General features: G+C 38.7%; 12 protein-coding genes. 11 read left to right on the plus strand and 1 reads right to left on the minus strand.

Going from position 1 to position 14,230, the window contains the following annotated elements; genetic code table 11:
* Positions 1-30: 30 nt before the first annotated feature.
* Both BUB48_RS00865 and BUB48_RS00870 read left to right on the plus strand, forming a co-directional pair.
* A complete protein-coding gene (locus BUB48_RS00865) occupies positions 31-1,323 on the plus strand; it encodes a homoserine dehydrogenase (RefSeq protein WP_073023534.1) in 1,293 nt (430 codons plus the stop codon).
* Positions 1,324-1,381: 58 nt separating this feature from the next.
* Positions 1,382-2,260 (plus strand): DMT family transporter, encoded by an 879-nt coding sequence (locus BUB48_RS00870; protein WP_073023536.1) that lies wholly within the window; start codon positions 1,382-1,384, stop codon positions 2,258-2,260.
* A 14-nt stretch (positions 2,261-2,274) separates the two neighbouring features.
* Here BUB48_RS00870 and BUB48_RS00875 read toward each other — a convergent pair whose 3' ends face one another.
* The gene (locus tag BUB48_RS00875) at positions 2,275-2,499 is read right to left on the minus strand and encodes a hypothetical protein (protein ID WP_073023538.1); all 225 of its coding nucleotides are present in this window, start codon (positions 2,497-2,499) and stop codon (positions 2,275-2,277) included.
* Between the two features lie 295 nt (positions 2,500-2,794).
* Between BUB48_RS00875 and pcrA the strand changes: the two genes are divergently transcribed.
* The 9 genes from pcrA (at position 2,795) to BUB48_RS00915 (ending at position 14,227) form a co-directional block, all read left to right on the plus strand.
* Positions 2,795-4,720, plus strand: a complete 1,926-nt coding sequence (pcrA, locus tag BUB48_RS00880; RefSeq protein ID WP_073023540.1) for a DNA helicase PcrA — start codon at positions 2,795-2,797, stop codon at positions 4,718-4,720.
* 210 nt (positions 4,721-4,930) lie between these two features.
* On the plus strand, positions 4,931-6,934 hold the full coding sequence (ligA, locus tag BUB48_RS00885) for an NAD-dependent DNA ligase LigA (protein WP_073023542.1): 2,004 nt from the start codon (positions 4,931-4,933) through the stop codon (positions 6,932-6,934).
* Position 6,935: 1 nt separating this feature from the next.
* Positions 6,936-7,220: an Asp-tRNA(Asn)/Glu-tRNA(Gln) amidotransferase subunit GatC gene (gatC, locus tag BUB48_RS00890; RefSeq protein ID WP_073023544.1), complete on the plus strand. Its 285-nt coding sequence runs from the start codon at positions 6,936-6,938 to the stop codon at positions 7,218-7,220.
* A gap of 15 nt (positions 7,221-7,235) precedes the next feature.
* On the plus strand, positions 7,236-8,693 hold the full coding sequence (gatA, locus tag BUB48_RS00895; RefSeq protein ID WP_073024026.1) for an Asp-tRNA(Asn)/Glu-tRNA(Gln) amidotransferase subunit GatA: 1,458 nt from the start codon (positions 7,236-7,238) through the stop codon (positions 8,691-8,693).
* A 13-nt stretch (positions 8,694-8,706) separates the two neighbouring features.
* Positions 8,707-10,137, plus strand: coding sequence for an Asp-tRNA(Asn)/Glu-tRNA(Gln) amidotransferase subunit GatB (gatB, locus tag BUB48_RS00900; RefSeq protein WP_073023546.1), 1,431 nt, complete (start codon positions 8,707-8,709; stop codon positions 10,135-10,137).
* Between the two features lie 422 nt (positions 10,138-10,559).
* Complete coding sequence (locus BUB48_RS00905; protein WP_207648299.1) at positions 10,560-11,966, plus strand: peptide ABC transporter substrate-binding protein; 1,407 nt, start codon at positions 10,560-10,562, stop codon at positions 11,964-11,966.
* Positions 11,967-12,092: 126 nt separating this feature from the next.
* Positions 12,093-12,233, plus strand: a complete 141-nt coding sequence (locus BUB48_RS18280; protein WP_207648300.1) for a hypothetical protein — start codon at positions 12,093-12,095, stop codon at positions 12,231-12,233.
* 147 nt (positions 12,234-12,380) lie between these two features.
* Positions 12,381-13,298 carry an ABC transporter permease gene (locus BUB48_RS00910; protein WP_073023548.1) on the plus strand — a complete coding sequence of 306 codons (918 nt, stop codon included), beginning with the start codon at positions 12,381-12,383 and terminating at the stop codon, positions 13,296-13,298.
* A 14-nt stretch (positions 13,299-13,312) separates the two neighbouring features.
* Positions 13,313-14,227, plus strand: a complete 915-nt coding sequence (locus BUB48_RS00915; protein WP_073023550.1) for an ABC transporter permease — start codon at positions 13,313-13,315, stop codon at positions 14,225-14,227.
* Positions 14,228-14,230 lie beyond the last annotated feature (3 nt).

A 14,230-nucleotide genomic window follows, 5' to 3' on the forward strand; every position in this document is an offset into this window, starting at 1 on the left:
ATATATAGGATAAGTTTGGAGGCAGTATATATGAAGAAGGAAATAACAATAGCTATTATGGGTTTTGGCACAGTAGGATCAGGTACATACAAAATATTGACGAAAAACAGGGAATTAATCAGAGATCAAGTGGGAATGGATATCGTAGTCAAGAAGATACTGGTAAGGGACATAAACAAGAAAAGACTTGTTGAAGTTCCTCAAGAATTGATTACCACCGATGCTGAGGATATACTGGGAGATGCTGAAATAGATGTGGTGGTAGAGCTTATGGGAGGGCAGGAACAAGCTTATTCCTACATTATGGAGGCTCTTGACAGGGACAAGCATGTAGTAACTGCCAATAAGGAACTTATGGCTAAAAGAGGAAGAGAAATTCTCACGAAAGCAGATGAAAGAGGTCTCAGTGTGGGATTTGAGGCCAGTGTCTGTGGAGGTATACCAATAATTAGAGCCTTAAAAACTTCTTTGTCAACAGATAAGGTTAACAGGATTATGGGTATTGTAAACGGGACTACCAATTATATTCTTACGAAGATGTCCCAAGAAGGCAGCGAATATGAAGAAGCTTTGGGACAAGCCAAGAGCATGGGATTTGCAGAAGCTGATCCTACGTCAGATGTGGAAGGTTTCGATGCGGCATACAAAATGGCAATCCTATCATCAATTGGATTTCATACCAAGGTGGATATAAATAAAGTAAAAAGAGAAGGTATATCTAAGATAACTAAAATTGATATTGAATATGCTAATGAGCTGGGATGGACAATAAAGCTTCTTGGTATTGCCAAAGATATTGAAGGGAAGCTGGAAATTAGCGTAGGTCCTGTTATGCTTCCAAAGGATCACCCTCTGGCTCTGGTAAAGGGTGTCAATAACGCTGTGTTTATAAATTCTGAAGCCATAGGAGAGCTTATGTTTTATGGCCCAGGAGCTGGACAAATGGCAACAGGAAATTCCGTGGCGGCAGATATCATGGATATAGGAAGGCAGATTGCATTGGGAAACAATATGAAGCCAAATTGCAGCTGTTTTGCTGATAAGACTTATGTTGAAGATTCAAGGTCGAGCTATTATACAAGAATCAATGTGGTAAACAGGCCCGGGGTTTTGGCGCAGATAGCTTCTGTTTTTGGAAACTATGGAGTAAGTATAGAGTCTGTGTTTCAAAAAAAGACGGAAGCAGAAAGAGCTGAAGTTGTATGGATTACTTCTAAGGTTGAAGAGAGCAGCTTTAGAAAGGCTATTGAATTGATAAAGTCTTTAGATGTTGTGAATGATGTTTCAAGCATTATAAGGGTTGAGGCTAATGGATATTGTTAATTATATTTTTATGTTATAATTAATAAGGTATTATTACATGAACGGGAGATAAAATAATATGACAGATATTAATTCTAATGAGTTAGAGTTAAAAAGATTTAGGGCCTATGCAGAGTTGCTTTTTGCATCCTTTTCATGGGCCCTTGCAACTATTATCATCAAAAAGTACATAGGTGAAATTCCATCCTATCATTTATTGATGGGAAGGTTTGTGGTAGGCACCATTTTTATTTTCGCGTTGCAACCTCATAATGTGGCCAGGATAAAGAAGCAACATATTAAGGTAGGAATACCTTTGGGGATTTTGATATTCGGAGCTTATGCATTTGGAGTTATTTGTCTCAAATATACAAGTGCTTCTAAGTCTGGATTTCTGGTGTCATTATCTGTTTTGTTTATACCATTAGTTGAAAGCATAAGAAAGAAAACGCCACCTTCCAAATGGATTGTAATAAGTGTTGCCATGTCATTGGTAGGAATGGTTCTGATTTCAGGAATCAATGGAGGGAAGTTCAACTTCGGGGATATGCTGGCAATAGCTTCCTCTGTTGTATATACTTTGTATATTTTGGCTCTGGATAAGTATGGCAAGGATATGGAGGATACATTGCTGACATTGATTCAGTTGGCAGTAGTAGCTGTGTGTTGTATATTTATAGTTGTATTTTTTGAAGGTTTCAGCATGCAGTATATAAAGAATGGTCTCATTCCTATACTTATTATAGGTATACTTTGTACAGGGATGACTACTTTGCTTCAAACCAGAGCACAAAAGATAGCAAGCCCTGAGAGTGCAGGAATACTATTTTTAGGAGAACCACTTTTTACACTGATAATGTCATATTTTATTCTCAATGAGACAATTCTATTTAGTGGATTGATAGGAGCGCTTCTAATACTATCATCTTTGGTTATAGCGGTATTGAAGAAGATATAGGAGGGATATCCCTCCTATTTTGTTTTGATATTCTTCCAAACCTTTACTTTGCAATGTTCCTTGAAGCAGTTTTCAATTGATTTGCTTTGGTCTTCCATATTGTCAGGGTTATAGTTTTCTGGGAAATAGTAAGCATTGTACTCTCTTTCAATAATAGGATAGTTAATTCCATTGTATGTCTCGTCAATTATGTTGTGTTCTATGGCATTTGTTATGTTGTCGAATTTATTCTTATCCATTGTATACCTCCTGCATAAAAGTAGCCCATTTGTGCAACGTGAAAGATATATTAATATTCTTATCCAAAAGAATTTCATTATGCTGAAACGAAATTGGAATTATTTTCAATATTGATGGAAATTATATATTATTAGCGTATGCTTTCTTGTATAATAAGGAAGAAAAACTATCACTGTAATTCATGGGGAGTTTAAGGCTTGGAAGTATCCATCGCCTGTAATTGCTTGTGCAATTAATTCAGTTGTTATAAAATAAAAGAATGAAACAAAAAGGATAACATTTCTGGAGGTTAAGATGAATAATCTTTTGGATAGTTTGAATAAGCAGCAGAGGGAAGCGGTAGTCCATACTGAAGGACCTTTGCTCGTATTGGCCGGCGCTGGCTCAGGCAAGACAAGGGTTCTAACTTATAGGATCGCATATCTTATAAACGAGAAAAATGTATATCCTTCCAATATCCTTGCCATTACCTTTACCAATAAGGCTGCAAGGGAGATGAAGGAGAGAGTGGAAAATCTTTTGGAAGGTTCATATGATATGTGGATTTCTACATTCCATTCTGCCTGTGTAAGAATTTTACGAATGGAGATAGAAAAGCTTCAGGGATATAAGAAAAACTTCATTATATTTGATACAGATGATCAGGCAAAAATTATTAAGGAATGCCTGAAGGAACTTAATTATAATGAAAAGAATTTTCCTCCCAAAGAAATGATATCTTCCATATCTAAAGCCAAGGATCAGTTGATGACTCCTGGAAAGTTTATGGATAGGTATGGTAGAGATTTCAGATTGAAAAAAGTAGCGGATATATACTCTCTTTACCAGAAAAAGCTAATGGAAAATAATGCTCTGGATTTTGATGATATATTGTTTAAGACTGTAGAGTTGTTTCAGAATAACCCGGATGCACTTCAACGCTACCAACAGAAGTTTAAATATATAATGGTAGATGAGTATCAGGATACTAACTACTGCCAGTATATGCTGATAAACTTGTTGGCTAAAAGCCACAGAAACCTATGTGTTGTTGGAGACGATGACCAGAGCATTTATAGCTGGAGAGGCGCAGATATAGGCAATATACTGAACTTTGAGAAGGATTTTCCTGATGCAAAGGTAATCAAGTTGGAGCAGAATTATCGTTCTACCCAAACCATACTGGATGCAGCAAATAGCGTCATAAGCAAAAACTTCGGCAGGAAGAGCAAAAGGCTCTGGACAGACAATGGAGAAGGTAAGGCCATAATTTATTATAAAGCTATGGATGAAAGAGATGAAGCGGACTTCATAATAGGAGAAATAGACAGATTGGCTTTCCAAGAGCAAATAAGCCTTAACAGTTTCGCCATACTTTATAGAACCAATGCTCAATCTCGTGCTCTTGAAGAAATGTGCATGGCAAGAGGAGTACCCTATAAAATTGTCGGAGGACATCGCTTTTACGATAGGATGGAAGTCAAGGATATCATAGCTTATCTAAGGGTGATACAGGATCCGGAAGGAGATTTAAGCATAAAAAGAATAATAAATGTTCCAAAAAGAGGCATAGGCAAGGCCACCATTGACCAGTTGGAGGACTATGCAAGGCAAAACGGCGTTTCTTTTTATGAGGCGCTACTTTTTGCTGATAATATAGATGGTATAAGTAAAAAAGCCAGAAACAGCATTAAGGATTTTGTGAGGCTTATAGCTGAACTGATGGATATAGCAGAAAATGAAAGCGCTTCTGAAGTGATAAACCAAGTTATCTTAAAAAGCGGGTATCTTGAAGAGTTGGAAAAGGGTGATGATGAAGCCCAAGAGAGAGCTAGAAACATAAAGGAATTGATCTCTGCAGCTCTTGAGTATGAGGAAAAAAATGAAGACAACTCTCTGACGGGTTTCTTGGAGAATATGGCACTGATGTCAGATATAGATGGCTTGAAGGAGGACAGGGAAGGTATAACAATGATGACAATCCACAGTGCCAAAGGCTTGGAATTCCCTGTAGTATTCATATGTGGCCTGGAGGAAGGACTTTTCCCGACTCAAAGAGCTTTCTTCGAAGAGCATCAGTTGGAAGAGGAGAGAAGGCTCATGTATGTGGCTGTAACCAGAGCTAAGGAGAAGCTCTATCTTACATCAGCCTTTGAAAGGACTCTCTATGGAAGTACATCCTACACCATGGAATCAAGATTTTTGCGAGAGATACCGAAGGATTTGATAATGAAAGTTTAGTCGCTGGTCCCTAGTCGCTAGCCACTGGTATTAGGGTAGCACTTTGGAGCATTAGAGTAAGTTCTGAAAGTGTGAGTAATAGTGCAGGACTGTTAATCTCACAAGAATACTTTAATACAGGTTCCAGAGATTAGAAGCCAGCGACCAGCGACTGACCCGAAAGGAATACCTTAGGCTTGCGACTAGTGACTAATAGAAGGGAGGAATAATATGGATGATGCCAAAAAGAGGATAGAAGAGCTCATTGAGATAATAAATCATCATAATTACAGGTACTATGTTCTTGATAGTCCGGAGATAAGCGACTACGAATATGATCTTCTCATGAGAGAGCTTATGAACTTGGAAAAAAAGCATCCTGAGTATTTAAGGCCTGATTCGCCATCCCAAAGAGTTGGAGGAGAGGTATTAAAAGGATTTAACGAGGTCATTCACAGCACCCAGAAGCTTAGCTTGGGCAATGTGTTTAATGAAGGTGATATAAGGGATTTTGACAACAGAGTGAAGCGAAGCCTTGGAACAGACGATGTAGAATATGTGCTGGAAATGAAAATAGATGGTCTTACAGTGGTGCTGAACTATGAGAATGGTATTTTTGTCAGAGGAGCCACAAGAGGTGACGGTATAAGAGGCGAAGATATAACTGCCAATCTTAAGACTATTAAGTCCATACCTCTGAAGCTTAAGGAGCCTGTGGATCTGGAAGTCAGGGGAGAGGTATTCATATCCAAAAAGGACTTTGAGAAGTTGAATGCATTAAGGGAAGAAATGGAGGAACCTCTGTTTGCAAATCCAAGAAATGCTGCTGCCGGCTCCCTTAGGCAGCTTGATACTTCAATAACTGCAAAGAGACCTTTAGATATTTTTGTGTTCAATCTCGAGTCCATAAAAGGCAAGGAGTTCAAAACCCATGTGGAAGCATTGGAATATCTCAAGTATCTTGGATTCAAAACAAGTCCCTACCTAATAATATGTAAAGGTTGGCAGGATATATATGAGCAATGTATGGAATGGGCAGATAAGAGAGGAAATCTAAGCTTTGAAATAGATGGTTTGGTAATCAAGGTAAACAATCTGGAGTATAGAGACATATTAGGCAGTACTACCAAAACACCCAGATGGGCAGCAGCCTACAAGTTCCCTCCAGAAAAGAAAAAAACAAGGCTTAAGGATATAATAGTTCAGGTAGGGCGTACCGGAGCCATAACACCTACAGCAGTGCTGGAGCCTGTAAGGATAGCCGGTTCTACCGTAAGCAGGGCTACATTACATAATGAAGATTTTATAAAAGAAAGAGGCATTATGATTGGAGATATGGTGATTCTCCAGAAGGCAGGAGATGTAATACCTGAAATAGTTGAAGTAGTTAAAGAAGATAGAGATGGAACCCAGAAGCCCTTTGAGATGCCAAGAACATGCCCTGCATGCGGTTCGGAAGCTGTGAGAATAGAAGGGGAAGCCGTCATAAGGTGTACAAATGCATCATGTCCTGCTCAATTGAGGCGAGCCTTATTTCATTTTGTTTCCAGGGATGCCATGAATATTGAGGGTTTAGGCCCTCAGATAATTTCTATGCTGATGGATAGAGGCTTTGTAAAGGATGCTGGTGATTTGTATCTTTTGAAAGACAGGAGAGAGGAACTCATACAGATTGAAAGAATGGGCGAAAAATCTGTGGATAATATGTTGAGCGCTATAGAAAAATCTAAAAAGAACAACCTTGACAGACTTTTATTTGCCCTTGGAATAAGGATGATTGGTCAAAAAGCTTCTAAGATTCTTGCAGAAGCTTTTGGTACTATGGATAGAGTAATGAAAGCCACTTATGAGGAACTTGTATCCATTGAAGAAATCGGTGACAAGATGGCAGAGAGTATTCTGGCATTTTTCAGGGTAGAAGAGAATTTGAGTTTGATAGATAAATTGAAGAAACTTGGACTCAACATGGAGGCAGAGAAAAAAGAGATTATAGAAAACGAGTATTTCAAAGGTAAAACTTTTGTTCTTACAGGAGCCTTGACCGATTTCACAAGGGATAAGGCCAAGGCCATAATAGAAGGTTTCGGAGGAAAGGTTTCCGGAAGCGTCAGCAAAAAGACTGATTATGTGCTGGCAGGAGAGGATGCCGGCTCCAAACTCCAAAAAGCCAATGAACTTGGTGTCAAAGTGATAGATGAAGAAACCTTTAAAAAATGGATAGAAAGGCGGGAATGATATGATAGATAAAAAAGATTTGCATTATGTAGCATCTCTTGCCAGGCTTAAACTCAAGGAAGAAGATGAAGAAAAGGTAAGAGAAAAATTCAGCATGGTTTTGGATTATGTGGGTATGCTCAATGAATTGGATATAGAAGATGTGGAGCCTTTGATAAATGTCAACGGCATGTCAAATGTCATGAGGGAAGATGAAATCAAAGAATCTATGGACAGAGAGACTTTGCTTGCCAATGCGCCTGAGAAGATGTATGGTTGCATAAAGGTAAGCAAGGTAATAGAGTAAGGAGAGGTGAAAATGTTGGAATTGCATAGTCTCACTATTCATGAAATAAGAGATATGTTGAGAGCAGGCCAGATTTGTTCAAAGGATATATTGGACAGTGTCTATAGTCGTATCGAAGCTTTAGATGATAAGATAGGTGCTTATTTGACATTGACCAAAGAGGAAGCATATGAAGCTGCAGCAATCATAGACAAAAAAATAGCAGAGGGAGAAAAGTTAGGAGATTTGGCCGGAATTCCTATGGCCATTAAAGACAATATATCCACAAAAGGAGTAAAAACCACATGTGCTTCAAAAATGTTGGAAAACTATGTGCCTCCCTTTGATGCCCATGCCTATGAAAAGTTAAAAGAAGCAGGAGCAATTCTAATAGGTAAGACAAACCTTGACGAGTTTGCCATGGGAAGTTCTACTGAGAATTCCGCATTTAAAATCACCAGGAATCCCTGGGATTTGGAGAGGGTTCCCGGAGGTTCCAGCGGAGGTTCTGCAGCAGCTGTTGCATCAGATGAAGCCTATTTTGCATTGGGTTCTGATACAGGAGGTTCCATAAGACAACCTGCATCTTTATGCGGAGTAGTTGGATTCAAGCCTACCTATGGTGCTGTATCCAGGTATGGATTGGTGGCTTTCGGTTCTTCCTTTGATCAGATAGGGCCTTTCACAAAGGATGTGGAGGATTGTGCCATACTTCTGAACCACTTATATGGACATGATAAGAAGGATTCTACCTCACTTAATGTGGAGTTTGGAGATTTTACAGAGGCATTGAATAAGGATATAAAAGGCATGAGAATAGGTTTGCCTGAAGAATACTTCGGAGAAGGTATTGATCCGGAAGTTAAAAAGCTTGTGCTGGATGGAGTTAAGGTATTGGAAGGACTTGGTGCCCATGTGGAGGAAATCAGTCTGCCATATTCCAAATATGCCCTTCCGGTGTATTACATAGCTGCATCTGCAGAAGCATCATCAAACCTGGCAAGATACGATGGTGTGAGATATGGCTATAGGGCAAAGGATTACAGCAGTCTGGAGGAATTGTATGTAAACAGCAGAAGCGAAGGCTTCGGAGAGGAAGTTAAGCTCAGGATCATGCTGGGTACTTATACCCTGAGCTCAGGATACTATGACGCCTATTACAATAAGGCACTGAAGGTAAGAAGGCTTATTAAACAGGAGTTTGAAGAAGCCTTTGAAAAATATGATGTGCTGATTTCTCCCACATCTCCTACCACTGCTTTCAAAATAGGAGAAAGGACAGATGACCAACTGGCAATGTACATGTCGGACATATGCACCGTGCCCATAAATATAGCAGGCATACCTGCCATATCGGTGCCCTGCGGACTTTCTAAAGGATTGCCTGTTGGTATGCAGATAATGAGCAAATCTTTGGGAGAGGCTTCTATAATAAAAGTAGCCCATGCTTTTGAGCAGAATACTAATTTTACTAAGAAAAAACCGACTCTGTAAGGTGGTGTGAGTTATGAATTATGAAACGATTATAGGTCTTGAAATACATGCGGAATTGAGTACAAAAACCAAAGCATTTTGCAATTGCAAAAATGAATTTGGAGGAGAAGTCAATACCAATTGCTGCCCTGTCTGCATGGGCTATCCCGGAGCTTTGCCCGTATTGAATAAAAAAGTTGTGGAATATGCTGTCAAGGCTGGTTTGGCATTAGGTTGTGAAATCTCCTTATATAGCAAGACGGATAGAAAAAATTACTTCTATCCTGATTTACCGAAAGCATATCAGATATCCCAATATGATACACCATTATGCAAAAATGGGAAAATAAAAATTGAAGTAGATGGGAAAGAAAAATACATAGGAATCACAAGAATACACATTGAAGAGGATGCAGGAAAGCTTATACACGGTACAGAATCAGAGGATTATTCCCTGGTTGATTTCAACAGAAGCGGAGTTCCTTTGATAGAGATAGTGTCAGAGCCGGACATACGAAGTCCATTGGAAGCCAGACTGTATCTTGAAAAACTCAAAGGTATACTGGAATATCTGGAAATATCCGATTGCAAAATGCAGGAGGGTTCCTTAAGATGTGATGCCAATATATCCATAAGACCTGTAGGACAGAAAGAATTCGGTACTAAGACGGAAATAAAGAACATGAACTCGATGAAAGCACTGCAGAGGGCTTTGGAGTATGAGGAAGAAAGACATAAGAAGGTGCTTTCAGAAGGCGGTACCATTGTCCAAGAGACCCGCAGATGGGATGAAGCAAAAGGCATTACGGTATCCATGAGAACCAAAGAACAGGCTCATGACTACAGATATTTCCCTGAACCGGATCTGGTGCCTATAATTTTGACAGAAGAATGGATCGAAGGCATAAAGAAGGATTTACCGGAATTGCCTGACGAAAAGAGAAAAAGATTTGTGAGGGAATATGGCATTCCTGATTATGATGCATCTGTTCTCACTCTAACAAAGGAGCTATCCGACTTTTTCGAAACATGTGCTAAAGGACATAAGAATCCTAAAGCCATAAGCAACTGGGTCATGGGAGAAGTCCTTAGAATAATGAAGGAGAAAGAGCTCGAATTAAAAGACCTGAGGATAAAGCCAGAATTCTTGAGAAAGTTAGTAGATTTGGTTGATGAAGGAGTACTGAGCAGTACAGGAGCCAAACAGGTCTTTGAAGAAATGTTTAAGACAGGTGAAGAACCAGAGAGTCTTGTGGACAAATTGGGATTGAGACAGATAAGCGATGAGGGAGCTATAGTTGAGTTGGTAAAGAAAGTTCTAAGCGAGAACCAGAAGTCCGTTGAGGATTATAAGAATGGAAAAACCAATGCTCTTGGATATTTGGTAGGACAATGTATGAAAGCATCTAAAGGGAAAGGAAATCCTCAGATCATAAATAAAATTCTCAAGGATTTGCTGTCTTAAATTGCATAGGATTATCATATTAATAGATTAGTAAGCTCATAAGTTTGACGGTCATTCAAGGGATTTTGTCTTTTGAATGGCCGTTATATGAATTTCATGTATATCTTATGTTAATACCATAATAATTTTATAAAAAATTTTGGAATTGTTTAATATATTGAAGCATTGGTATTACTTAGCTGCATTATTCTTAATTTGTAAATTATTTTGATTTATATATTTCATGTGGATAAAATATATTGAAAAAATCAATATATTCGTGTAATATAATTATAATTAAAAAAAATAAAAACTTTGTAATGTTTCTATTAATTTTACTCAATTTTTTTAGTTTGCTGTAGTACAGCATATGCTGTTGCTGCATAATATTATTAAATTCTGGCGTAATATGACGCCTAAGTAAAAAAAAGGGGGATGAATTGATGAAAAGATCACTTACATTGGTGCTCGTTATGCTGCTTGCACTCAGCTTAGTGCTTACAGCATGCGGACCAAAGGCTTCTCAAGAACCAGGAACATCAACTGGTGATGAGACTACATCACAAGGACCAAAAGTATTGAGGTTCGCAATAGGTTCTGAACCTCCGGCACTTGACCAGCAGATAGCTACAGATACTTATGCTATTATGCTTGGCAACCATCTCTATGAAGGTTTGGTAAGAGTTCAAGACGGTAAAGTAGTTCCAGGTATGGCTGAATCCTGGGAAATCTCCGAAGATGGCCTTACCTATACTTTCCACCTAAGAGATGCAAAATGGAGTGACGGACAGCCTGTAAAAGCTCAGGATTTCGAGTATGCTATTAAGAGGCTCTTAAATCCTGCTACAGCTTCCGAATATGCATTCCAAGGTTACTACATTGAAAACGGTGAAGCGTACAACAAAAATAAGATCACAGATCCTGACCAGGTTGGAATTAAAGCTCTTGATGACAAGACTTTGGAAATCAAGCTAGCAGTACCTACTAAATACTTCTTGGCTTTGACTAACTTCATATCTTTATTCCCTGTAAGACAAGACTTCGTTGAAGCACAAGGCACAGCTTATGCTGCAGAAGCTGACAAGATCCTTTACAATGGACCATTTATAATGACTGAATGGAAGCATGAAGAAAGCCTTACACTTGAAAAAAATCCTAATTACTGGAACAAGGATGCTATAAAGATTGACAGAGTGGAAATTGCAATAGTTACAGACAGCAATACTGCAATGGGTATGTATGAAGCTGGAGATCTTGACTTCGTTGGACTTCCTGCAGCAAGGGTACAGGAATTCGTTGACAATGGTCAGGCTAAATTCTACTATGACGGTTCAGAATTCTACTTCCAGTTCAATGTTAAGGGAAGAAATCCTGAAGTTGGAAAGTTCATAGGAAATGCTAACTTCAGAAAAGCTTTTGCTTATGCTATAGACAGACAGAATTATGTTGATGCAGTTTTGAAGAACGGTTCTGATCCAGCCACAAGATATGTATTACCATTACTATCTGGTGTAAATGATTTGTTTGCTAATGAATATCCATTGGAATTCTATCCAAAGAATGCAGATCCTGCAAAGGCAAAGGAATATTTGGATAAGGCATTGGCAGAAATAGGCACAACAATCGATAAGGTTCCTGCTATTGAATACTTAACTGACGATTCAGACAGCGCAAGAATATCAGCAGAAGCTATTCAGGATATGATAGCTAAGAACCTTGGAATTAAGCTAGAAGTAAAACAGGTTCCATTCAAGCAGAGACTTGAACTTATGAATAAAGGTGAATATGACCTTGTATTCGCAGGTTGGGGTCCAGACTACGATGACCCAATGACTTATCTTGATTTGTAGGTAATCGGCGGAGGACACAACAACACAGGTTGGGAAGATCAATATTATACAGATCTGATCAACTTCTGCAAGACTACAGGAGATGTACAGGCAAGAGCAGAAAAGATGTTCGAAGCAGAAAAGTACTTGCTCGAGAATGGTCCTATAGTTCCTGTATACTTCAGAAGAAGAGCATGGGTTCATGTTGACGGCTTAACTGGATTAGTAAGAAACTTCATAGGTGCTGACCCAGACTTCACAATGGCTGACATTGTAAGAGAAGAATAATCAAATAAAGAAATATAAATATGCAAGACAAAGGTATATGTTAACATATACCTTTGTCCCATGTTTAAGACAAAAAATTTTTAAAATAATCACAATTATTTCACAAAAAAGTCACAAATTAAATTTAGATTTGGAGGTGCCTAAATTTTGGTTAGATACATTGGAAAGAGATTTGTAATATCGCTTATTACTATATGGATTCTGGCAACCTTGACGTTTTTTCTAATAAGATTATTACCCGGCGATCCGTTCACAAGCGAAAAGATAACCCCGGAAATAAAGGCCAACATGATGAAATATTATGGTTTGGACAAACCGTTGCCTGTTCAATATGCCACATATATGGGCAATTTGTTAAAGGGTGATATGGGTTATTCATTAAGATACAAGAATAGAGAAGTCAACAACATAATAGCTGATGCTTTCCCTGCTTCAGCAGATTTGGGACTTCGTTCCTTAGTTTTTTCTGTCATCCTCGGACTCATACTTGGTATTGTTGCTGCCCTTAATCATAATAAATTCTGGGATTATGCCTGCATGGTTATTGCGGTAATAGGTGTTTCGGTGCCCAGCTTCGTTGTGGGTTCTTTAATACAATATCTATTCGGAATAAAATGGAAGCTATTGCCAGTCGCTCAATGGAAGAGCTTTGCGCATACAATTATGCCTACCTTTGCTCTGGGATTGGGAACATTGGCTCTGATTGCCAGATTGATGAGAACCAGCATGCTTGAGGTAGTAGGACAGGATTATATCAAAACAGCAAAGGCAAAGGGTCTGTCTCCTGCACAGGTAACCATAAAGCACCAGATAAGAAATGCTATTCTTCCTGTTGTTACCGTATTAGGTCCATTGGTAGCTTCGCTATTGACAGGTACCTTTGTTATAGAACAGATATTTGCCATTCCAGGTCTTGGAAGGCACTATGTTGTGAGCATACAAAATCTAGACTATACTATGGTTATGGGATTGACTATATTCTTCGGGGCGTTCTTGGTTTTGATGAACTTCCTTGTCGATATAGCCTATGGTTTAGTTGATCCTAGAATCAGAGTAGGCAAGTAAGGGAGGACAATGATATGGAAATAAGCAAAGAAAAGTTCAGACATGTCGGGATAAATGAAGAAAAAAGCCAATCTATTGTTCGTCCCAGCATGACCTACTGGCAGGATGCCTGGAGAAGGCTCAAGAAAAATAAGATTGCGATGTTAGGACTTATTATAATAATTATAATGACAATAATGTCTATTATTGGACCTATGATGGTTCCATATCATCATAGTGATAATAACTTGAGCATTACAAATCAAGCTCCAAATAGAGAACACTGGTTTGGTACCGATGATTTAGGAAGAGATATTTGGGCCCGTATATGGGTAGGAGCCCGCGTATCCTTATTCATAGGTTTGATGGCAGCCCTTCTGGATACATTGATAGGAGTATTGGTTGGCGGTGTGTCAGGTTTCTATGGCGGCAAAGTTGATATGATTATAATGAGATTCATAGATGTTATGATAGCCATACCAAGTATGATATTCATAATTCTTATCATGGTTATAGTAAATGCTGGTGTTGGTGCAATAATTATTTCTTTCGCCATAACAGGATGGCTTAGTATGGCCAGACTCGTAAGAGGCCAGATACTACAGTTGAAGGAACAGGAATTTGTTCTTGCTGCAAGAACATTGGGAGCTAATTCTTCAAGATTGATATTGAAGCATTTGATTCCTAATACTTTAGGCGTTATAATAGTCAGCTTGACCATGAGAATACCAAGCGCAATATTTACAGAAGCATTCCTTAGCTTTATAGGCTTAGGCGTTAAACCTCCTACACCAAGCTGGGGACAGCTGGCATCAACAGGTGCAGCAGTTTTGAGAGTATATCCCTTTAGGTTGTTTATACCAGCATTCTTCATTAGTATCACTATGTTGTCATTGAATTTATTTGGTGACGGATTGAGAGACGCTCTTGATCCAAGACTGAGAAAGTAGGAG

It is taken from the genome of Lutispora thermophila DSM 19022 (genome assembly GCF_900142105.1).
In the GTDB taxonomy this organism is placed as follows: domain Bacteria; phylum Bacillota; class Clostridia; order Lutisporales; family Lutisporaceae; genus Lutispora; species Lutispora thermophila.

Bases quoted from the DNA above. Each gene is read 5' to 3' on its own strand.
- BUB48_RS00865 (WP_073023534.1), top strand. From the start codon at position 31: ATGAAGAAGGAAATAACAATAGCTATTATGGGTTTTGGCACAGTAGGA.
- BUB48_RS00870 (WP_073023536.1), top strand. From the start codon at position 1,382: ATGACAGATATTAATTCTAATGAGTTAGAGTTAAAAAGATTTAGGGCC.
- BUB48_RS00875 (WP_073023538.1), bottom strand. From the start codon at position 2,499: ATGGATAAGAATAAATTCGACAACATAACAAATGCCATAGAACACAAC.
- pcrA (WP_073023540.1), top strand. From the start codon at position 2,795: ATGAATAATCTTTTGGATAGTTTGAATAAGCAGCAGAGGGAAGCGGTA.
- ligA (WP_073023542.1), top strand. From the start codon at position 4,931: ATGGATGATGCCAAAAAGAGGATAGAAGAGCTCATTGAGATAATAAAT.
- gatC (WP_073023544.1), top strand. From the start codon at position 6,936: ATGATAGATAAAAAAGATTTGCATTATGTAGCATCTCTTGCCAGGCTT.
- gatB (WP_073023546.1), top strand. From the start codon at position 8,707: ATGAATTATGAAACGATTATAGGTCTTGAAATACATGCGGAATTGAGT.
- BUB48_RS00905 (WP_207648299.1), top strand. From the start codon at position 10,560: ATGAAAAGATCACTTACATTGGTGCTCGTTATGCTGCTTGCACTCAGC.
- BUB48_RS00915 (WP_073023550.1), top strand. From the start codon at position 13,313: ATGGAAATAAGCAAAGAAAAGTTCAGACATGTCGGGATAAATGAAGAA.